This window comes from Flavobacterium sinopsychrotolerans, assembly GCF_900110375.1.
In the GTDB taxonomy this organism is placed as follows: domain Bacteria; phylum Bacteroidota; class Bacteroidia; order Flavobacteriales; family Flavobacteriaceae; genus Flavobacterium; species Flavobacterium sinopsychrotolerans.
The window spans coordinates 21,956-43,867 of the sequence record NZ_FODN01000003.1; the positions used below are offsets into that span (position 1 = coordinate 21,956).

15 protein-coding genes are annotated in these 21,912 nt (G+C 33.8%); 4 read left to right on the forward strand and 11 right to left on the reverse strand.

Going from position 1 to position 21,912, the window contains the following annotated elements:
- Positions 1-185: 185 nt before the first annotated feature.
- The 8 genes from BMX64_RS06960 to BMX64_RS06995 form a co-directional block, all read right to left on the reverse strand.
- Positions 186-2,933 carry a gluzincin family metallopeptidase gene (locus tag BMX64_RS06960; protein WP_091170128.1) on the reverse strand — a complete coding sequence of 916 codons (2,748 nt, stop codon included), beginning with the start codon at positions 2,931-2,933 and terminating at the stop codon, positions 186-188.
- A 195-nt stretch (positions 2,934-3,128) separates the two neighbouring features.
- Positions 3,129-3,857, reverse strand: coding sequence for an LOG family protein (locus BMX64_RS06965; RefSeq protein ID WP_091169129.1), 729 nt, complete (start codon positions 3,855-3,857; stop codon positions 3,129-3,131).
- Between the two features lie 119 nt (positions 3,858-3,976).
- Complete coding sequence (gene uvrA / locus BMX64_RS06970; protein ID WP_091169133.1) at positions 3,977-6,808, reverse strand: excinuclease ABC subunit UvrA; 2,832 nt, start codon at positions 6,806-6,808, stop codon at positions 3,977-3,979.
- 88 nt (positions 6,809-6,896) lie between these two features.
- Positions 6,897-8,681, reverse strand: a complete 1,785-nt coding sequence (locus BMX64_RS06975; RefSeq protein WP_091169138.1) for a chloride channel protein — start codon at positions 8,679-8,681, stop codon at positions 6,897-6,899.
- A gap of 45 nt (positions 8,682-8,726) precedes the next feature.
- The gene (locus tag BMX64_RS06980; protein WP_091169141.1) at positions 8,727-9,392 is read right to left on the reverse strand and encodes a DNA alkylation repair protein; all 666 of its coding nucleotides are present in this window, start codon (positions 9,390-9,392) and stop codon (positions 8,727-8,729) included.
- A 14-nt stretch (positions 9,393-9,406) separates the two neighbouring features.
- Positions 9,407-11,092 (reverse strand): gamma-glutamyltransferase, encoded by a 1,686-nt coding sequence (gene ggt / locus BMX64_RS06985; RefSeq protein WP_091169144.1) that lies wholly within the window; start codon positions 11,090-11,092, stop codon positions 9,407-9,409.
- A gap of 16 nt (positions 11,093-11,108) precedes the next feature.
- Positions 11,109-12,794 carry a gamma-glutamyltransferase gene (gene ggt / locus BMX64_RS06990; RefSeq protein ID WP_091169148.1) on the reverse strand — a complete coding sequence of 562 codons (1,686 nt, stop codon included), beginning with the start codon at positions 12,792-12,794 and terminating at the stop codon, positions 11,109-11,111.
- A complete protein-coding gene (locus BMX64_RS06995) occupies positions 12,791-13,375 on the reverse strand; it encodes an acyl carrier protein phosphodiesterase (protein WP_091169151.1) in 585 nt (194 codons plus the stop codon). Before BMX64_RS06995 ends, ggt (BMX64_RS06990) begins: the two co-directional genes overlap by 4 nt.
- 119 nt (positions 13,376-13,494) lie before the next feature.
- Here BMX64_RS06995 and glmM point away from each other — a divergent pair, with 119 nt between their 5' ends.
- Entirely contained in the window at positions 13,495-14,883 is a 1,389-nt protein-coding gene (glmM, locus tag BMX64_RS07000) for a phosphoglucosamine mutase (protein ID WP_091169155.1), read from the forward strand.
- Between the two features lie 82 nt (positions 14,884-14,965).
- Here the strand turns inward: glmM and BMX64_RS07005 are convergent, their stop codons facing one another.
- The 3 genes from BMX64_RS07005 to BMX64_RS07015 form a co-directional block, all read right to left on the reverse strand.
- Positions 14,966-17,503 (reverse strand): TonB-dependent receptor plug domain-containing protein, encoded by a 2,538-nt coding sequence (locus tag BMX64_RS07005; RefSeq protein ID WP_091169158.1) that lies wholly within the window; start codon positions 17,501-17,503, stop codon positions 14,966-14,968.
- The gene (locus BMX64_RS07010; RefSeq protein ID WP_091169162.1) at positions 17,490-18,404 is read right to left on the reverse strand and encodes a FecR family protein; all 915 of its coding nucleotides are present in this window, start codon (positions 18,402-18,404) and stop codon (positions 17,490-17,492) included. The genes BMX64_RS07005 and BMX64_RS07010 overlap by 14 nt, the downstream gene beginning before the upstream one ends.
- 61 nt (positions 18,405-18,465) lie before the next feature.
- Positions 18,466-18,981 (reverse strand): RNA polymerase sigma factor, encoded by a 516-nt coding sequence (locus BMX64_RS07015; RefSeq protein ID WP_091169166.1) that lies wholly within the window; start codon positions 18,979-18,981, stop codon positions 18,466-18,468.
- 258 nt (positions 18,982-19,239) lie between these two features.
- On the opposite strand from BMX64_RS07015, the gene BMX64_RS07020 reads away from it, so the two are divergent.
- The 3 genes from BMX64_RS07020 to BMX64_RS07030 all read left to right on the forward strand — a co-directional run bounded on the left by BMX64_RS07020 (position 19,240) and on the right by BMX64_RS07030 (position 21,763).
- Positions 19,240-20,283: a hypothetical protein gene (locus tag BMX64_RS07020; protein ID WP_091169170.1), complete on the forward strand. Its 1,044-nt coding sequence runs from the start codon at positions 19,240-19,242 to the stop codon at positions 20,281-20,283.
- An 88-nt stretch (positions 20,284-20,371) separates the two neighbouring features.
- Positions 20,372-21,148, forward strand: coding sequence for a membrane metalloprotease (locus BMX64_RS07025; RefSeq protein WP_091169176.1), 777 nt, complete (start codon positions 20,372-20,374; stop codon positions 21,146-21,148).
- 33 nt (positions 21,149-21,181) lie between these two features.
- Positions 21,182-21,763 carry a porin family protein gene (locus BMX64_RS07030; RefSeq protein ID WP_091169180.1) on the forward strand — a complete coding sequence of 194 codons (582 nt, stop codon included), beginning with the start codon at positions 21,182-21,184 and terminating at the stop codon, positions 21,761-21,763.
- Positions 21,764-21,912 lie beyond the last annotated feature (149 nt).

The following is a 21,912-nucleotide window of genomic DNA, read 5'->3' on the forward strand; positions in this document are numbered from 1 at the left end:
AATTGAAAAGTATAACTTTGTGTGGCAAATTTACTTAAAAACTAGCGATTTTCATAATTGATTATAAAAATAGAATTAAATTATTTCAATTTATTCTAGTAAAAAGAACTTTATTTTTTTACTATATGTAATTTTATGTGTTATTTAATAAGAATAATACAATTAATACTCATAATTACATTAGATTAAAACCATTTTCGATTAAAAAGATTGATTAATGTTTTAGGTGAGAAAGTGACTATAAAACGAATTTTTTCATTGTAATTGTTTTGAGAAATTTCCCATCCATTATTTGAATATATCGGAAAATACAATTCAAAATAGTCAGTCACTAAGTTGAGACGAATTCCGCTATCATATACAAATTTTTCATTTTGGCTATTATTTTTTATAAAACCTAAATCGCCATAAACCTCAATCCAATTCCAGATACTGTAACTTGCATTTAAACTGGTGATCCATTTATTCGCAAAAGGTGTGGCAATTTTCGATTTAAAGCCTCCTTCTGCCAATATAAATTGTTGGCTGAAAAGTCCCGTGCTCTCAGACCTTCCAAAATAATTATAATCAAATAGGTAGTCTGTTGGTCTGTCTAATGCAAAGCTGAAAAAATCCGATTGCGTTTTATTGTATAAAAAACTACCCGCATAAAATCTTAGATTAATCTGACGATTATTTTCGAATAGTTTTCGATATTCGATTTCACCGGTAACTTTTCCAAATTTCCCTGAAATTTGTACATTAGAACTAAAGTTGAAATGATTGGTTACTTCTGTTTTTGTATTGATATATCTAGCATCAAAAACAGAATAATTTTGAGGGGAATTCTCAGTAACAAAAGCACTTTTTTCCTTATTCACTAGTACTTGGCGGAATAAGATTAATTGTTTTCTATTGTCTCTAAAGTTTGGCTCTCTGATTCGTAATTGTACTGCAGGATTTAATTTAAGATAAGTAGCATCCTGCGCATAATGAAAGTAAGAGGCACTCATCGAATATCGGGCATTATAAAGGGCACTTTTTCTATAATTTTGATTTATTACAAAAGAAGCTGATCCGGATAAATTATTGGATTTAGAAGAATAGGAAGGATTAATGTCGAAAATAAAAGGTTTGTCTAAAATAGTTTTATTGTGCAATCGAACTCCAGGAGTCAGACCATCGTATAAATTATAAGATAATGTGGGTACATACAAAATTTGGTTGTAATATGGGTCTTCTAAATCTTTCATAAACACAAACTTTACAGGACGATTGTTTGGAAAAAAACCGCTAAGTTTTTTCCAATTATTTCTTAAATTGTATTCTGGAACTTCATTATTTAAATTTAAAATAATTTTATCCGCTTCCTTTCTCTGAAATGTAAAAGTGCTGTCACATTCTTCAATGTCCAACCATTGCTTAAATACAATTTTACCTTTTTTTGTGCCATAAACAGGAATAGGAATTGGAGCTCCTGTTCTGTTTATCACTGAAAAAGTAATGCTGTCTTTGGTTTTTGTTACACTCGAAAATTTATAATCAATAATGTCTCTTGAATTAATAATGGTATTAAAAAACCAATTGATATCCTTAGTTGTATTTGATTTTAATAACATTTCAAAATCGGTTTTCGACACTTGGGTCAGCTGATTTTTTTTATAAAATGCTTTAATACTGTTAGCAACAGCATCGTTCTGTAGGTAATCATCCAGAAAGCGAATGCTTAATCCTGCCCGGTATTTACTGGCGATTTGTTCATTGAATTTGATTAAATTATTTTTTGGACTTCCTAGTTGTTGATCCAGATTTTTACGCGCCATCAACATATAGAAATAGCTATATTGATCATTGAAATCAATATTAGCTAAGTTAAAACTTTTCAATAGTTTAATTTTAGAAAGACTACCAACCATTTTAGTTTTTGGGTGATTTTTATCCATGTATTTCATCATCGCATAGACTTGAATCCCATCATAGATCCAATTGTCTTTTCTGGGATCCAGATGCAAACTCGTTTTTAAATATTCTTTTAGATAGGTTTTTAGAAACTTAATTTCAAATAGAAATTCATCAGGAAACGGACTTAAAAATGACGGAAGCTGATTCAATCCATAAAAAGGATTTCTTTCATAATCTGTTTGAGAAACAATGATTTTTTCATGAGGATATCGGCCAATTAAATCGTTTGTGAAATTTATAACTCGGTCAATTATAATTGCTTTTTGAATGTTGTCTAATTTGTTGTTTTTTAAATCAGTCAGCACTTCAACGGAGCTATTTTTGTAACTCTCAAAACTGGATTTTGGTTCAATAATAAGACTGAAATCAGTTCTGTTATTTCCTGATAATCTGTAATGTGAAAAGTAATTATTTCCAGTTCTATTTTCGCTGTTTAAGTCGGAACTGGCTTCTAAAGTTCTGGGGATTTTAAGGTCAATTTCAAAATCAGAAACGGCATTTGCAATATCATCCAGATTGTTATTACTGTTTTTTACAAAAAAATGATTTTCATATCGGGCAGGAGTAAGGTACCAGTTTTTGAGGTTAAAACTACCATTGTTAGTATAGCCATATTTGGTAAACTTGTCACTAGGAATTTTGGTGATATAGGAAAGATGTAAAGTTACTTTCTGATTTGGAAGTAACTGATTTTTTAATTGGACAACAATGTAATCAGGGTTTTTTACTGTTCTTTGCCAAAATAAAAACTGCTGAGTGCCATCATTAACAATCAAATTTATTGTACTGCCACGTTCTTCATCTTTGGCTAAATGAAAACCCCTGTAAAATTCATCCGAAAATCGTTTGGCAAGAGGTGTATTTTTATTAGAAAATGCATGATTCCAGTCATTCAAAACGATAGATGTTAACGTATCATCGGACTGATTTATGAAAATAATTTCCTGATTAATAATCAATGATTTATTTTCAGCATTAAGCTCTGCTCTAATCTTGCACTGATGTTGCGCATATTGATTTCCTGAAGTTAATAAAACAAGAAAATAAATGGTTATTTTAAGGTATGCTTTCAAATTTCGGTATTAATTTATTAAAAAAATAAATATACTTATAATTAGATATAATTGTTATAATGCCCTTAAAATTAAGCAAAAAAAAGAAGCTGTTTTTGAGGCAGCTTCTTTTTTTTAAAAATTAGGGGATAAATCGTATTTCTTATAAAAGGCATTCAGAACATCAACGACCTCATCTTCAGTGTCTACAATTTTAAATAAATTCAAATCTTCAGCACTTACTGTACGCTCTTTCTCTACTAAAACGGTTTTAATCCAATCAATTAATCCGGACCAAAAGCTAGTTCCAACAAGGATAATAGGGAATTTTGCTATTTTTTTTGTCTGAATTAAAGTCATCGCTTCAAACAATTCATCCATCGTTCCAAAACCACCCGGCATCACTACAAAACCTTGGGAATATTTGACAAACATTACTTTTCGAACAAAGAAATAATCAAAATTCAAGTTTTTATCGCTGTCAATATACGGGTTGAAATGTTGCTCAAAAGGCAGTTCAATATTCAATCCCACCGATGTTCCACCACCCAAATGTGCACCTTTATTTCCCGCTTCCATAATTCCTGGACCACCGCCAGTAATCACACCATAACCTGCTTTACTGATTTTATAAGCAATTTTTTCTGCCAATAAATAATAAGCATCTTCGGGTTTCGTTCTAGCTGACCCAAAAATTGTCACACACGGACCAATGCGTCCCATACTTTCATAACCGTTTACAAATTCGGCCATAATTTTAAAAATCGCCCAACTGTCATTGGTTCTAATCTCATTCCAAGTCTTTCTTTTTAATCGGTCTTGGATAACTTTATCCTCGTCATTATCAAAATCTTCTAATCTCATATTCTCTATTTTATAATCTTATTTTTTTAGAGCTACTTCCAGCTATTCGTTTCAATCTTAATCGCCGAACCCCGGCTCATAAGGATTTTCACTACTATCTGGGCTAGTACTCTTGAATACTAAAGTAATTCTTTTTTCAAGAATTGCGCCGTGTAACTCTTCTTAATTTTTATAATTTCTTCAGGAGTTCCTTTGGCAATAAGCTGTCCGCCGCCTTTTCCGCCTTCAGGACCAATGTCTATAATATAATCAGCAAGTTTTATTACGTCCATATTGTGTTCGATAATCAAGATCGTATTTCCTTTGTCAACGAGTTTATTGATTACTTCCATCAATACTCTGATATCTTCAAAATGCAATCCCGTTGTGGGTTCGTCCAGAATATAAAACGTATTTCCAGTATCTTTTTTGGATAATTCACCCGCCAGTTTGATGCGTTGTGCTTCACCTCCGGAAAGCGTCGTGCTTTGTTGACCCAAGGTAATATAACCCAAACCAACATCCTGAATGGTTTTTACTTTTCTGTAAATCTTCGGAATCATTTCAAAAAATGGAACCGCTTCATCAACAGTCATATTCAATACATCCGAAATGGATTTCCCTTTGTATCGAATTTCCAATGTTTCTCTGTTAAAACGTTTTCCTTGACAGGTTTCGCATTCCACATAAACGTCTGGTAAAAAGTTCATCTCAATCGTTCGTACACCAGAACCTTCGCAGGTTTCACAACGTCCGCCTTTTACATTGAAACTAAATCGGCCCGCTTTATATCCTCGAATCATACTCTCCGATGTCATCGTAAACAGATTCCTGATTTCGGTAAAAACTTCCGTATAAGTTGCCGGATTACTTCGTGGCGTTCTACCAATCGGGCTTTGATCAATATCAATCACTTTATCGATATGTTCCAATCCTTCAATTTTTTTATAGGGCTGTGGTTTTTTAACACCGTTAAAATAATAGGCATTCAAAATAGGGTAAAGCGTCTCATTAATCAAAGTCGATTTTCCACTTCCCGAAACTCCAGTCACGCAAATCATTTTGCCCAAAGGCAATTCTATCGAAACATTTTTCAAGTTATTTCCTGTTGCTCCGGTCAGTTTCAGGAATTTTCCATTTCCTTCTCTACGTTTTTTTGGAACTTCAATTTTCATCTCCCCATTCATGTACATCGCTGTAATAGTATGATGTTTCAGGATTTCGGCAGGTGTTCCTTTACTGATGATTTCTCCGCCATATTTCCCGGCTTTTGGACCAATATCAATTACATAATCCGCACGTTCAATCATGTCTTTATCGTGTTCTACCACAATTACCGAGTTTCCAATATCGCGTAATTGTTCGAGAGAATGAATCAATTTATCATTGTCCCTTTGGTGTAAACCAATGCTCGGCTCATCCAGAATATATAAAACGCCAACTAACTGAGAACCAATTTGTGTTGCCAATCGGATACGTTGTGCCTCACCACCCGAAAGTGATTTTGAGCTTCGGCTTAAAGCCAAATAATCTAAACCTACATTCATTAAAAAGTTCAATCGATCCTTAATCTCTTTGATTACTTCAGTAGCGATTCGCTTTTGTTTATCAGATAAATGGCGGTCTAAATCATTAAACCAAGTAGTCAAATCCGAAATGTCCATATCACACAATTCGGTAATATTTTTTTCATTGATTTTAAAGAACTGCGCTTCTTTTTTCAAACGCGAACCTTCACAAACTGGACATTTTATTTCGTCCATGAATTCTTTAGCCCAACGTTTTATGCTTGTTGAACCGCTTTCGTCATGTTGGTTTTTGATGAAATGCGAAATCCCTTCAAAATCAATTTTGTATTCTCGGGCAACACCTAAATCTTTAGAATTGATGGTAAATTTTTCTTTGCCACCATTCAAAATCATTTCCATCGCATCCGCAGGAATTGTTGCTACGGCATCGGTCAATTTGAAGCCATATTTTTCACCAATAATTTCCAATTGCTTGAAAATCCACGATGATTTATATTCTCCCAAAGGAGCAAAACCACCTGCTTTTATCGATAATTTTGGATTTGGAATAATCTTTTTAGTATTGATTTCGTTTACAGTTCCCAAACCGTTGCAATGGTCACAGGCACCTTTTGGAGAATTGAATGAAAACAAATTCGGTTCTGGATTTTGGTATGAAATTCCGGTAGTTGGACACATCAAATTCCTACTAAAAAAACGAACTTCATTTGAATCTTGGTCTAAAACCATCAAAACATTTTCTCCGTGATGCATTGCTGTATTGATACTTTCTGTCAAACGTTTTTCATTGTCAGCAGTATCTTCAATAACCATTCGGTCCACTACAATTTCGATATCATGTGTTTTGTAACGGTCGAGTTTCATCCCTAAAGTAATATCCAGCACATCACCGTTTACACGAACTTTAAGGAAACCTTGCTTAGCAATTTGTTGAAAAAGTTCCGCATAATGTCCTTTTCGAGCGCGAATAACTGGTGCCAAAATATTGATGCGTTTTCCAGTAAAATCCTGAATGATCAAATCCTTGATTTGTTCATCAGAATAAGAAACCATTTTTTCGCCTGTATTATAGCTATAAGCATCAGCGCCACGAGCGTAAAGCAAACGAAGGAAATCATAAATCTCAGTAATAGTTCCCACGGTGGAACGCGGACTTTTACTGGTGGTTTTTTGTTCGATAGCAATTACAGGCGAAAGTCCGTCAATTTTATCGACATCAGGACGTTCTAAGCCACCCAAAAATTGACGCGCATAAGCAGAAAAAGTCTCTACGTAACGGCGTTGCCCTTCGGCATAAATGGTATCGAAAGCTAAGGAGGATTTTCCGGAACCCGAAAGACCGGTGATTACAACTAGTTTTTCACGTGGAATGGAAACATCTATATTTTTTAAGTTGTGAACGCGAGCGCCTTGAACTTCAATGGTATTGTCTTTGTCTAACATAATTTTTGCAAAAAAGCAAAGTTACCATTTTGATTTATTCTTTCGATATAACACTTTAGAAGTTTATGTTAAAAGAAGTATTAAAAATTTATTCAATCGTCATGGATTTTAGTTTGGTTCTGTAAGCTTCAAGCGCAACAGATTTAGAAATAAATCCATAATATTTTCCGTCTTTAAGAACGGGTAAGAATGCTTTTTTCGATTTTTCAAATTTATTCATGACCATTTCCATGCTATCGTCCGGTGAAATTGTTTCAACAGGTTTCAGCATTATTTCCTTCACCAATGTATATTTAACGCGGTAATTATTGAATATTATTTCGCGAATATCATTAAAATGAACAATGCCCAATAAGTTCTGTTCGGTATCAACTACTGCAAATATCACTTGGTTGGAATGAGAAATGAGATCAACGAGTCTTTCTAAATTTTCATTAGGAGTTACCGTAAGAAAATCTGTTTGAATAATGGTACTTGTCTCTAGTGTAGAAAGTACATTAGTGTCTTTATTACTGGTAAAGGCATGCCCTTTTTGAACGAGATTTTTCACATCCATCGAGTGTTTTTCAAAACGCTTTGAAATGGCAAAACTGATTGATGCCACAATCATCAGCGGAATCATCAAGTTATATCCTCCTGTAATTTCAGCAATTAAGAATATCGCAGTCAAGGGAGCATGAAATAAACCGCTCAAAATACCTGCCATTCCCACCAAAGTAAAATTACTAACGGGTAATTTAGTAAGTCCTGTGAGATTTAAAAATTTGGAAAAAAAGAAACCAACATAAGATCCGAGAAACAGGGAAGGAGCAAAATTTCCACCATTACCACCACTGCCTAAAGTAATTCCTGTCGCAAAAACTTTTATCATCATCGTGCACCCTACAAAAAGTAAAAGTGCCCAACTGTTATCCCGAAAACTGCTGAATAAAGTATTTTCTAATAATTTTCCGGGATCGTTCTCTGATAATGTTTTGATACTTTCATATCCTTCTCCAAAAAGTGTTGGAAAAATAAAAATAAGAATGGCTAAAATTGAAGAACCAAACAACGCTTTTTTATAGGGTGATAATTTAAGTCTTGCAAAAAAATGTTCTACTTTCTGAAAATTTCGGGAGTAATAAACGGAAATGAATCCGGTAAATAAACCTAAAAGAATATAAAAAGCAATATTATGATAATCAAAACTCTGTTGCTGTTTGAAGGATAATAAAATTTCCTCGTTTAATGCAATTACAGAAACCAAAGCTCCTGTAGCAGCAGCAATCATGATGGGTGTAAAGGCTGCAATACTAACATCTACTAGCAGTACTTCGATAGCAAATAATACTCCGGCAATAGGTGCGTTGAAAGCTGCGGCGATTCCAGCTGCAACTCCACAACCAATTAGTAAAGTTCGGTCTTTATAGCTTAATTTATATTTTTGTGCATAGTTTGAACCAAAAGCGGCTCCTGTAATTACAATCGGACTTTCTAAACCTGCAGAACCACCTAAACCAACCGTTAATGAGCTCGTTACAATTTGGGCGTACATTTGTTTTTTTGGAATAATACTCGCTTTTTTAGCAACTGCATATAAAATTTGCGAAGTCCCTTTTTGTATTGTTCCTCCTAAAACTCTTTTGATGACAAAAACGGTGAGCACAATACCAATTATAGGTAGAATACTATTAATGAAACCCAATTTTAAAATTCCGCTGACATAAGTTGCAAAAGAAAATACCCAATGCGCAAAAGTTTTCAGAACTATTACGGCAAATGCAGAGGAGATTCCAACCAAAACGGCAGATAAAAATATAAACTGTTTTGGAGTCAATATAGACTGTGCTACGGCAATTATTACTTCTAGTTTGGCTATTACTTTTTTGAACATGATACTTTTTAAGAGGGCTACAAAACTACTATTATTTTAATCCTATCACATATTTTTTAACGCTTCTTTTTTGCTTAATGGCTTTAAAGTATTGTTTTTTACAAATGCTTGAACATCTTCAGGATTTGATTTTGCATATTCCCGTAACGCCCAACCGATTGCTTTTTGAATAAAAAATTCTTTAGAATGCGAATGCTTTAAACATTCGGAAAATAATAAATCAGCACTAGTTTCTTGTTTGTACCTCAATTGAAATAAAATTGCACTTCGGTTCAACCACATATTCTCAGACCTTGAAAATCGTGTTATCACATTTTTTGTTTCTAATGGGAATTCGCTCAGATATTCACCTAGAATATACTTCGCAATCGTATCGACACTGTCCCACCAAGAATTAGTGGTTATCAGTTTTTCAATTAGTTGAATATCATCTTTTTTATAATTCCCTTTGAGTTCTTTTCTTAAAATTTCAATGGCGCAATACTGAAATTCCCGTTCTTTTTTTGAATATAAAGCTAAAGCAATTTCTCTTGTGTTTGCTGAAACTTCTTCTTTGTTTTCTTTCCAAATTTCCTTAAAAATACGCCTTCGTTCCTCTGTTTTTATTCCAAAAAACGAAAAATTATTCTTCATGTATTTTGCCATCGCAAATGCATTCTCCTTATTCTCCTTTTGTTTAAAAGCGTTTTCTAATACAAGTATAAAATTCATAAATTGCTATTCTTTTAAAATCCAACTGCTTTATCATCTCCTCTAAAATCAGCACCACCTTCGAGTTTTTTATTTGGTAGAACCAAAATGGCATCTACTTTTCCTATTACAGGTGTTGTTTTTTCATTGATAAGATATCCTTTAGATTTCAAGGTTTCAAAAGTCTTTGTATCGAAAGTATTAGGTTCAAAAGTGATTAAATCTGGTAACCATTGGTGGTGAAAACGAGGTGCGTTTACCGCTTCCTGCATACTAAAACGATACTCGTAAACATTTAATATCGTTTGCATTACCGATGTAATAATGGTAGAACCGCCCGGAGAACCCACAACCATAAATAATTTTCCTTTTTTCTCCACAATTGTTGGCGTCATGGAACTCAACATTCGTTTTTGTGGCGCGATACTGTTGGCTTCATTTCCTACCAATCCAAACATATTGGGTTCACCTGGTTTGGAACTGAAATCATCCATTTCGTTGTTGAGGAAAAACCCCAGTTCATCACAATAATATTTAGAACCATAACCGTCGTTTAATGTTGTTGTAGACGAAACTGCATTACCAAATTGATCTACAATTGAATAATGAGTCGTCTCCGTACTTTCATTATACGTTACTTTTCCTTCCTTTATATCCGATGATAAAGTGGCTTTTTCAAAACTAAAATTTGACATTCTTTGTTTCAAATAGTCCTCATCCATTAAGGCTTTCAAGGGAATTTTTACAAAATCCGGATCCCCTAGATAATAACTTCTGTCGGCATACGCTCTTCTTTCGGCTTCTACAATAACTTGAATGGCTTCGGTAGAATTATGACCCATTTTAGCCAAGTCATAAGGCGCAATCATTTTGAATATTTCAGCTAGACATATTCCGCCACTGCTGGGCGGAGGCATAGAAATAACCTTTAAATCTTTATAATCAAAAGTAAGCGGCGTTCTCCATTTGGCTTCATATTTGGCCAAATCTTCCAAAGCGATTATTGCTCCTTTCTCCTGAAGGTATTTGACTAATATTTTAGCTGTTTCTCCTTTGTAAAATTCATCTCTGCCATTTTTTGAGATCTTTTTCAATGTAGCTGCCAGCGCAGGATATTTTATAACATCATTTTCTTTGAAAGCAGTTGCAAATAATGTTTTGTCGCCATTTACTTTTATGATTTTGTCTCGATAGGCAGCTAATCTATCTTCTTGTTTTTTGGTAACAATAACACCTTTTTCGGCTAATGCAATTACGGGTTTCAGAATTTCTTCAATCGGTAATGAACCCAATTTTTCGTGAACTGCAAAAACACCAGCAATCGTTCCGGGAATTCCAATAGCAAGAGGAGATTCGGTACTCTTACCTTTTATAACATTGCCTTTTTCGTCTAGAAACATGTTTTTTGTTGCTGCTAATGGCGCTTTTTCACGGTAATCTAATGAACCAATTTCACCGTTTGATTTTCGGTACACCATAAAACCGCCACCTCCAAGATTTCCTGCAAACGGATAGGCTACAGCTAAAGCTAATTCAGTGGCAACCATCGCATCAAAAGCATTTCCGCCTTTTCTCATTATTTCAACTCCAATTTTTGAAGCTTCTTCACGTGCCGAAACAACCATTGCTTCATTGGCAACAAGTCCAGTAGGTTGAACCATTACATTTTGGGTTTTACAACCAATAGAAAGAACACTCAATAGAATAATAATTTTTTTCATTCGAAATAGTATAAATTTAAAAACCAACGGCTTTGTTATCGCCTCTTTTGTCAGCGCCACCTTCCAGTTTTCCATTTGGTAATATCAAAATCGCGTCTACTTCACCAATGATTTCTTTGTTTTTTTCATTAATGATATATCCTTTTTTCTTTAAATTGGTTAATAATTTTTTATCGAATGAATTCGGTTCAAAAATAATTTCATCAGGCAACCATTGATGGTGAAAACGGGGTGCATTTACTGCTTCTTGCATACTCATATCAAATTCATAAACATTCAATATCGTTTGTAAAACCGAAGTGATAATGGTGGAACCTCCTGGCGTTCCTACAACCATAAAAAGTTTGTTGTCTTTTTCTACAATCGTTGGCGTCATGGAACTCAACATTCTTTTTTCCGGCGCAATGCTGTTAGCTTCACTTCCAGTAAGTCCGTATAAGTTTGGAACTCCAGGTTTGGCGCTGAAATCGTCCATTTGATTATTCAAAAAGAAACCCAATTCGTCGCAATATATTTTGGAACCATAATTATCATTCAAAGTAGTCGTTGCCGAAACTGAATTTCCTTCTGAATCTACAATGGAATAATGAGTAGTTTGGTTGCTTTCATATCCTTTAATTTTTCCATGTGCAATATCCGAAGATTTAGAAGCTTGATCGAATGAAAAATCATTCATCCTTTTTTCTAAATAAGATGGACTTAGTAATTCTTTCGTTGGAAGTTTTACAAAATCTGGATCACCTAAAAAGTAATTCCTGTCAGCATACGCTCTTCGTTCTGCTTCTGTAATTACCTGAATTGTTTTTACGCTGTTGTGACCCATTTGCGAAAGGTTGAACGGCTCAATCATTTTCATGATTTGATTGAGACAAATTCCGCCACTGCTGGGAGGAGACATCGAAGTGATTTTTAAATTTTTATATTGAAAAGTAATTGGAGTTCGCCACTTGGCACTGTAACTGTTTAAATCTTCTATTGTGGCATTTCCACCCTTTTTAGCAAGAAAAGCAACTAACTTTTGAGCCGTTTCCCCTTTGTAAAATTCATTTCGTCCGTTTTTAGCAATTCGTTTTAACGTTGCTGCCAAAGCGATATATTTTATGGTATCATTTTCTTTGTATGCTTTGGAAAACAAACTGTTCTTCCCATTACTTTTTATAAAAGAAGATCTGTAGTAAGCCAAACTTTTCGCTTGAAATTTAGTAACAACAACACCTCTTTCTGCTAAAGCAATTACAGGTTTAAGAATTTCACTGATGGGTAAAGAACCATATTTTTTGTGCACTTCAAATATTCCTGCAATGGTACCCGGAATTCCGGATGCCATTGCAGTCTCTGTACTTTTTCCTACAATTACATTTCCTTTTTTGTCCAGAAACATATCTTTAGACGCTGCCAAAGTTGCTTTTTCTCGGTAATCGATAGCTCCAGTTTCACCATTTGCTTTTCTAAAAACCATGAAGCCGCCACCACCAATATTTCCCGCCTGAGGATGTGAAACCGCCAAAGCCAGTTCCATGGCAACCATAGCATCAAAAGCATTACCGCCTTTTTTCATAATTTCAACTCCAATTTGTGACGCTTCCTCACGAGCGGAAACGACCATCGCTTTTGAAGTCACTAAACCAGTTGGTTGAATAATCTTTTCATTCAATTTGCAACCTAAAACGATAAGTAAAAGCAGGAACATTATTTTTTTCATAAAGTAGTTTTTTTACTATTCGAAAATAAGATTAATTCTTCAAAGAATTCCGTGAACTCCTTTTCAAACTCCGAATAAAATTCCGAAAGCTCATTGGTAGCAAACCGCATTTTAGATTCGTTTTTGGTGCGATGGTCCATTTGAGTCAAAATATGCTCAATTCCTTCAACCGTTTTATAACTCACCAGCCAATTTTCTTTCAACATGATAGGCATTAGTCCTTTGGTTCGTTCTGACAGCATCTCATAATTATAATGCAAGGATTGGTAAAATCGTTCCACAAAATCCTCTAAATTTTCATCGGAATACTTCGTCCAGTTTTTTGCCAAAAAATGGTCGTAAAAAACATCTACAATAACACCGGCATAATGATGGTAATGCTCATGCAACCGTTTGGTACTTTGTCTAAAAACTGGATGTGCATCAGTAAAAGTATCAATGGCACGATGCAGAATAATTCCTTTTTGTATTTCTAAAGGATAATTCTCAAAATGTTTTCCACGAATTCCGTCAGCCATAAAATTACCAATTTTAATTAAGTCATTATCACCGGAAAGATAGATGTGTGCTAGAAAATTCATTCGCCTAATTTAGGAATTTAAATGGTTAATTTTGAATTCTAAATGACTTTTATAAACTGTCAATTATTATATTTGTAAGCAATTTATACTTTATAATTCAAAATTTAAAATAATAATCAATGACTTTAATAAAATCAATATCGGGAATACGTGGAACAATAGGAGGTAAAGTAGGAGATAACCTGACACCTGTTGATGCGGTTAAATTTGCCGCGGCGTACGGAACTTGGTTGAAAAAATATATCGGAAAAGAAAAAATTACTGTTGTTGTAGGTCGTGACGCCCGTATTTCGGGACCCATGATTCACAATTTGGTAGTAAATACTTTAATTGGTTTAGGAATTGACGTGATTGATTTAGGTCTTTCAACAACGCCAACGGTTGAAGTTGCTGTTCCGTTAGAAAAAGCCGAAGGTGGTATTATCCTCACTGCGTCACATAATCCAAAACAATGGAATGCCTTGAAATTATTGAACGAGAAAGGAGAATTCCTAAATGGAGAAGAAGGATTAAAAATTCTTGAAATTGCGGAAGCGGAAGCTTTTGATTTCTCAGATGTGGATGATTTGGGAGAAATTATGATTAATGACGCTTACATGGATATTCATATTGATGAAGTATTGAATTTGCCTTTGGTAGATGTTGATGCAGTAAAAGCAGCTAAATTTAAAGTGGTTGTTGATGGCGTGAATTCTTCTGGAGGAATTATCATCCCAAGATTACTGGCATTAATGGGCGTTGAAGTAGTAGAATTATACTGCGAACCCAACGGACATTTTCCTCACAATCCTGAACCGTTGAAAGAACATTTGACAGATATTTCAGAGTTAGTAGTTAAAGAAAAAGCTGATTTAGGAATTGTGGTAGATCCTGATGTTGATCGTTTGGCTTTCATTTGTGAAGACGGAGAAATGTTTGGAGAAGAATACACTTTGGTGGCTTGCGCCGATTATGTTTTGAGTAAAACACCAGGAAATACGGTTTCGAATATGTCTTCTTCCCGTGCCTTGCGTGATGTGACTAATGGGCATAACGGAAGCTATGAAGCCAGTGCCGTGGGTGAAGTAAACGTAGTGGAATTGATGAAAAAGAATAATGCAGTAATAGGTGGTGAAGGAAACGGCGGAATCATTTATCCGGAATTGCATTACGGTCGGGATAGTTTGGTAGGAGTGGCGCTGTTTTTAACGCATTTGGCCAACAAAAAAATGACGGTTTCGGCTTTGCGTGCTTCGTATCCCGAATATTACATGAGTAAAAACAAAATAGAATTGACACCACAAATTGATGTGGATGCCATTCTTGTTGCCATGACAGAGAAATACAAAAATGAAGATATTACAACCATTGACGGTGTGAAAATTGATTTTGCTGAAAATTGGGTTCATTTAAGAAAATCAAATACGGAGCCAATCATTCGTATTTATACCGAAGCGGCTTCACAAGAAAAAGCAGATGCTTTGGCACTACGAATCATTGATGAAATAAAAGCAATAGCTGGAATTTAATTTTATGCTTTAATATAAAAGGAACCCTTTCAAAATAGAATTTGAAAGGGTTTTATGTTTTATAATACGGTATAAATTGGAATTAAAAATTCACTCGAAAACTTACATTTGGCGTTAAGCCTAGTGATTTATTATCAACTTGAACGGCATCATTTGGGTTATTTGGATTGACTTTGTAATAGCGATTTATAACATTATTTTGATTGGTAGCATTAATTACACCGGCATTAACCGAAGCTTTGATAGATTTCAAGAGATTGAAATTGTAATTTATGGAAGCGTCTAATCGCATGAAATCATCGAGGTTTTCACTGTTTGGAGAATCATAATTCACTAAAGTGTTATTTCCGTTTTGCTCGGTTTCATTGCCTCCAATTGGTTTTGTATACGGTTGTCCATTTCTATAAATACCACCAATCGCTATTTTTAGATTTTTAAAAATATTGTAATAGAAACCAATTGATAAAGAATGCCTTATATCTACATTATTAGGAAAAGTGGATGGGGTAAAAGTATCAAATTCATAATTATTTGTACTAAACGTATAACTTATCCAAATGCTGTAGTGAAGGGCTGTTTTATTAGCTAAAAATTCTAAACCTTTGGCGGTGTAACTTCCATTTGCGGTAGTATACTGAAAACTGTTATAAAAACCCTGATTAGAAGCTGTAATGCCGTCAACAATTTTATAAAAACCGGTAGCCTCAATATTTAATTTGTCATTATTGAATTCTACACCAAAAGAACCTTGCTTACTCGTTGCAATTGGGATATCTTTATCGTTGACTAAAACCCAACGCCTTTTTTCGACACCTAAAAAATCATCTTCAAAATCTACTATTTGAGTAGTAGATTGATTTTTGAATTCTCCTTCTAATTTTAAAGCAAATTGATCAGATAATTTTTGTCGAATGTTTATTCTTGGCTCAACCAAAAGCTTTTCGAATTTTTGAAAATAATTCAAACGCAATCCAACTCTTAAATAAGTGTTTTTTTTATTATATTCAACCTCAGAAAATAAGGCGTGATTTAATAAAACATCTTTTATAGTACTAGAGTAAAACGGAGCGCTAACGGTAGTTTGATTTAACATCCCCGTTTCATTGAATTGATACCCAAACAAGAAATTTAAGTTGTCATTAGTTTTGTAATGTGTATTGAGCTTAGCTCCCGTTTCGAGCACCTCATTTGCTTCGGTTAAAAGCTGATCTGTTTCCACTCTGTAATCCGCTGCGTCAATATTATATTTGGAAAAGTACGTGATGAAGTTTGAACTTAATTTTGAATTCCATTGTGCTTTCCAGTTTCCTCCGTAACCCATGTTTTTCTGGGATAAAGTACTGGTTTTAGATTGAGTTTCATTAGAACTTGAAAGTCCGATTTCTGAATAATCCAAAGCGTTATTGATGCCAATAATATTTGCTCTGAATTGATGTTTTTCATTCAAATCAAAAAGTAATTTAGCGGTGTAATCATAAAAATAAAAATCAGAAGTTGTATTATTCTGGTCACTATCGGCATTGATTTCGGTATCCTGAAAACTACGATCAAAGTATTTAGTGTACGTAGGAGATTTAAACAAATCAGTAATGGAGCGACGTCCCGAAATATGAAGTTCTAATTTTTTAGTTAGTGGAATTTCTAAAAACGCATCGGTGCTAATTAAATTAATTCCTGCGCCACCGGAAAATATATTTGAAATCAGGTCTTTTGTTTGCATATTTATAGTACTGGAAACGCCATCGCTGTATTCAGCGCTTGTTCCATTTTTACCAACAATAACTTTATTGGTAAGATTAGGATTGTAAGCAGAAATCAACCCGAAAAAATGACCAGAATGATACATTTTGATATTGTCCCATAGCACTAAATTTTGATCGTTAGTTCCGCCACGCACGTTGATGTTAGCAATACTTTCATTGGTGCTTTCCACACCGGGAAGCGCTTGAATGGATTGCAAAATGTCAGGTTCTATTAATCCTGGAAGAATACCGAATTTTTTAGTGTTTAAAACGGTGCTTCCATCCAGGTATTTTTGTAATCCGGGCGTCAAATAAACATTTATCAGGACCTGATTTAACTCTTCGTTTTTTGTGGAAAGAACAATGTCTTTGCAATTGTTTTGTGCAGAAAACAATTCGTTAGCAGAAAATTGTCTGGATTCAAAACCCAAATAGGAAATGGTCAGCGTTGCATTAATCGGAATATTTTGCAGGCTAAATGTACCGTTTTTATCTGTGATTGTGCTTCTTCCAATGTTGTTTACAAGTACAGAAGCGCCAACTAAACGAGATTTCTTTTCATCGGATAAAACAATTCCGCAAACCGATATTGTTTTGTTTAAAACAGAAACGGTAACATATCGATCGTCTAAAGCTTTGAAATTTAAAAGTGTTTTCGAGTTTAGATAATCAATTGTTTCTTGTAATGTAAAAGTAGCATTCGGTTTGTCAATTTTAATTGTGGCTACATCTTCAACTGCATACGAAAACTTGATATTAAATTGTTTTTCGAGGGAAACAATAACCTCACTTAAAGGTGTTTTTTTAGTTGTATTTTGTCCGTAACAAATACTGCCAATACAAAGTAACAGAGAAATCAGCCATTTATTTAACACCATAGTTGTAAAATATAATGGTTTTGCCTTGAATCTTGTAGCTTAATTTAAGCGGAATTGTTACTGCTTGAAGCGCTATTTCTTTATTAGTATGTGTAAAACTTCCTGTAAAGAGTTTTGAAGTATCGACACCTTCCACTTTAATTTTAATATCGTATTGACGCTCTAATTCTGCAATAACCTGATTTAAAGGAATCTTATTAAAACTTGATTCTTGTTGCATCCACGAAGGATTTTGGGCGTTAAAATCTTCAACATTTTCGATAATCCCATTTATAACTCGGAATGTTTTTCCGGGAGGTAATTTAATGGTTTCATTGTTATACGTTACACTCACCAAACCTTCGTAACAATTTACTTCAAAATAGTTTTTGCGTTCTTTTACGTTAAATTGTGTGCCTAAAACGGTAACGACACCCGCAGTTGTGTTTACACTAAATGTTTGCCCTTTTTGCACTTTGAAAAAAGCTTCTCCTTCTAATGTTAAAGCTCTTTTGTCAGCCCATTTTTTTTCGTTAAAACTTAATTTTGAAGCGGAGTTTAATATCACTTCAGAATTATCAGGAAGCGTAACAGTTTTTGTTTGCGCTATTTGAGTTTCGAAAGAGGTAATGTTATTAAAAAACAAGAAATAAGCAGAGGTTAACATTACGACTAAAATAGCAGCAACTTTATAGAATGTCTTAAAGTTTAAAGTTCTGACTTTTGTTTTCTTTTTAGAATGGTTTCGCGTCTTAAAAGCTTCCAAAGCAGCGTGTGCATCTACTTTTGGAGCTTCCAATTGTGATGCATAATGAGCAATCTTTTCAAGTGTTTGCAAATCTTCAGATTGTTTTAAATCTTCAATTTCTTGGCTTGAAAGCTCATTATTTAACCATTTTAATATCTCTTTTTCGTTTTTCATTTTATATCTCTATGTTTATAAGACAACTAACTTTTAAATTACCCTACAGCTAAATGATTAATTATAAATTTTCTATTTGGGCTTTTAAAATTTGGAGTGCTCCAGACATTCTTTTTTCTACCGTTTTTTGAGAAATATCGAGTAATTCAGCTATTTCCCGATACTTTTTTCCCTCTATTCGATTCAATAAAAATACTTCCCGTTGTGTTTCACTTAATGATGCGATTGCTTTGGTGAGTTTTTGTTTGAATTCTTCTTCTTCAAATAAATATTCGGGACTTTGATTATTGGTATCTAAGTTAGGCGCATCTTTGGCATATTTTAATACCACTTTTTGATGCTTTATGTTGTTTAGAAATAAATTATTAATGCTGGTAAACAAATACGTTTTGACTTTACTAAAGTCAATCTTGGAGCAATTCTCCCAAATTTTGGTAAACGCATCTTGAACCAAATCTAATGCAGCTTCATCATCACCACATTTGTAATACGCAAAATTATTTGCTGATTGCACGTGCTTTAAGTAAAAGTCTCTAAAGTGATTTTCTTCGCAAAGGGTACTTTTTTCGTCGCTCATTGAGTATTAATTCATTTTTTGTAGGTTGTAAATGTAAATTATTTTTTCAAAAAGCAATTGTGATAATTAGAATTGCTTTTTTATGAAAAATATTTTAAATTTTAATTATTTGATTTTTAGTATTTTACGAATTTTTTTGTAAAAATTTATATTTTTTTTAAAATTTCCGTAGGGTAAAAACAAACGTAGTTGTCTTACTAACAGAAAGGCGCTAAAAACATCGCTTGTAAATATAAAAATACATTAAATTTGAAAATTATGAAAAAATTAAAAATTGTTACAGGAATTGCATTGATGGCTATCTTAGGTTTTACATCATGCCAAAGTGAAGTTGATGATGTACAAGGAGAAAATCCAAATACAAATTCGGCTAATTCAACTACAACAACTAATCTGAAACGTACTTCGATGTACGATGGTTCATTTGATGATTTTTTGGATGGAGCATCTTGTTCTTCAATTTTGTTACCTGTTACTGCTAAAGTAAACGGAGTTCAGGTTTCTATTCTAAGTCAATTAGACTACCAACAAGTTATTTCTATTTTTGGACAGTTTAACAATGACCAAGATACAGTTGTATTACAATTTCCTTTCAAAGTTAAATTAAGTAATTATACAGAGGTTACTGTTGCTAATCAAACTGAGTATAATGCGATTCTTAATGCATGTACATCAGCTGAAGCTTCTAGTCAAGATGCTATTTCGTCAGTAAATATCAGCTTCCCAATTACAATTTTAACGTATAATTTAAGTTTACAACAAACAGGTAGTGTTGTCATCACATCCGAACAACAATTATATGCGTATATGTCTAATGTAAGCAGCACGGAATTATTTTCAGTAAACTATCCAATTTCAGTGACAATTGCGGATGGAACAAAAATGACGATTTCCAGTGACGCTGAATTGCAAGCAGCCATCAGTGCATCTTTAAAAACAGAAGCAGCGATAGCAGCAGCTGTTCAAAACGGAAAAAAGTTGGAAACGATTTTAGTTAACGGAAAGTTTAAAGTGGATTCTTATATAAGTGCAGGAGTAAATTCAGCAACGAGTTATAAAGATTTTACGATTGATTTTGCAAATAATTTATCGATAACTGCTGTAAATCTAGTAAATACAACTGTAAATGGAACTTATGCGGTAAGCTCGGAATTAGATGTTTTTCTAAAACTTAATTTTTCAGGTAATGCTTCATTTACTTTATTGAATAATTCATGGAAAGTAACAAGTTTTACTGCTTCGACAATCACATTGCAAAGCTCTACTAATGCAGCAGTAACATTAGTATTGAAACAAATATAGCTGGATTTAAGTTGGTAGTTTAGTAAGAACAGCTGCCTAAAATAGTGTAGCTGTTCTTATATAAATGAACTTAATAATAAATATAATAATGAAAAAAGTAATTTCTCTATTAATGATTGGTTTGTTCCTCTCAGTAGCATCCTGTTCAAAAGAAGATGATCCCTTAGATAATCCAGTTGCAATAAATCCTAATACGAATAAACAGCAAACGGGAAGTTCTTCGAACTATTTGCTATCTGATAAAAAGTTCAAAAGTATGGTTATTGAAGTGGTGTATGTAGCGGGTTTTGAACCAAGCAGTACTGCTATCAATAATTTTGTAAACTTTCTGACAGCAAGAACATATAAACCAAACGGCATTAGTGTTATAAAACGTTCTATACCATCACCAGGGAATTCACCATATACTGATGCAGAGATTATAAGTATTGAAGATGCGAACAGAACAAAATATAACAATGCTGATGAAATAGCTGTTTGGGCATTTTTTACAGATGGTAAATCTTCAAAAGACACTGATACATCAGTTATTCTTGGAACGGCTTACAGAAACACTTCTTTTGTTATTTATGAACAAACGCTTCAAGCTTTAAGCGACAGTCCATTTGAACCAAGCAGAAGTTTATTGGAAACAACAGTGATTACCCATGAATTCGGACATATTCTTGGATTGACAAATCTTGGTACAGCCTTACAAAGCAATCACGAAGATGCAGAACATCCAAAACATTGTATTGAAAAAACGTGTTTAATGTATTGGTCTTCAGAAACTGGTGGTGGTATTTCTAATATGGTTTCAGGCGGTGCAGCTCCACAATTAGATGCGCAATGTATTGCTGATCTTCGTGCCAATGGAGGGAAATAAAAGTAGAATTTGAATAATAAAAAAACAAAAAAGATGAAAATAAAACTGATAACAATAGCTTTATTCTTTGGTGTAATAACAACAATGAATGCACAGGACAATACTATTCCTAAATCGAATGGAGGAATAAAAGGAGGTTATAATTTAGCAGCCGTAAGTTTTGACGGAGATGGAGAAACAGAACAACGACACGGTTTTCATATAGGAGTTTATGGCGAGTCTTTTATTAGCGAAAGCTTTTCTATTCAACCTGAATTAATGTATTCGCAACAAGGATACGAAATTACAAATAGCAGTGGGACTTTCACGCAAAAGTTAGATTACATAAACTTACCATTAATGCTTAAAGCCTATCCTTCTAAAAATTTCTTTTTGGAAGCGGGTCCACAAATTGGATTAGCAGTTTCACACAAAGAAGAATACGATGGACTTTTTAGTAGTTCACAAGAATATGACCCTAATAATTTTGATTGGGGAATGAATTTTGGAGGAGGATTTAAAACGGATTCCGGTATCAGTTTTGGAGTGCGCTATCATTTAGGTTTAGGAGATTTATATGATGAAGGCAAAGCTCAAAACAGAGTGTTTCAATTCTCATTAGGATTTGATTTATAAACCAAACAGTTCTAAAATAAAAATCCTTTCAGAGTGTAAACTTTTGAAAGGATTTTTTTTAAGCCAAATTTGTTTCCATTTCTGGAGCAAGTTATTGATGCTTTTTCAGAAATATCGTTCCCGTTTTCCGTTGCAATCTTTTCCTTTTT

Bases quoted from the DNA above. Each gene is read 5' to 3' on its own strand.
- BMX64_RS06965 (WP_091169129.1), bottom strand. From the start codon at position 3,857: ATGAGATTAGAAGATTTTGATAATGACGAGGATAAAGTTATCCAAGAC.
- uvrA (WP_091169133.1), bottom strand. From the start codon at position 6,808: ATGTTAGACAAAGACAATACCATTGAAGTTCAAGGCGCTCGCGTTCAC.
- BMX64_RS06975 (WP_091169138.1), bottom strand. From the start codon at position 8,681: ATGTTCAAAAAAGTAATAGCCAAACTAGAAGTAATAATTGCCGTAGCA.
- BMX64_RS06980 (WP_091169141.1), bottom strand. From the start codon at position 9,392: ATGAATTTTATACTTGTATTAGAAAACGCTTTTAAACAAAAGGAGAAT.
- ggt (WP_091169144.1), bottom strand. From the start codon at position 11,092: ATGAAAAAAATTATTATTCTATTGAGTGTTCTTTCTATTGGTTGTAAA.
- ggt (WP_091169148.1), bottom strand. From the start codon at position 12,794: ATGAAAAAAATAATGTTCCTGCTTTTACTTATCGTTTTAGGTTGCAAA.
- BMX64_RS06995 (WP_091169151.1), bottom strand. From the start codon at position 13,375: ATGAATTTTCTAGCACACATCTATCTTTCCGGTGATAATGACTTAATT.
- glmM (WP_091169155.1), top strand. From the start codon at position 13,495: ATGACTTTAATAAAATCAATATCGGGAATACGTGGAACAATAGGAGGT.
- BMX64_RS07005 (WP_091169158.1), bottom strand. From the start codon at position 17,503: ATGGTGTTAAATAAATGGCTGATTTCTCTGTTACTTTGTATTGGCAGT.
- BMX64_RS07010 (WP_091169162.1), bottom strand. From the start codon at position 18,404: ATGAAAAACGAAAAAGAGATATTAAAATGGTTAAATAATGAGCTTTCA.
- BMX64_RS07015 (WP_091169166.1), bottom strand. From the start codon at position 18,981: ATGAGCGACGAAAAAAGTACCCTTTGCGAAGAAAATCACTTTAGAGAC.
- BMX64_RS07020 (WP_091169170.1), top strand. From the start codon at position 19,240: ATGAAAAAATTAAAAATTGTTACAGGAATTGCATTGATGGCTATCTTA.
- BMX64_RS07025 (WP_091169176.1), top strand. From the start codon at position 20,372: ATGAAAAAAGTAATTTCTCTATTAATGATTGGTTTGTTCCTCTCAGTA.
- BMX64_RS07030 (WP_091169180.1), top strand. From the start codon at position 21,182: ATGAAAATAAAACTGATAACAATAGCTTTATTCTTTGGTGTAATAACA.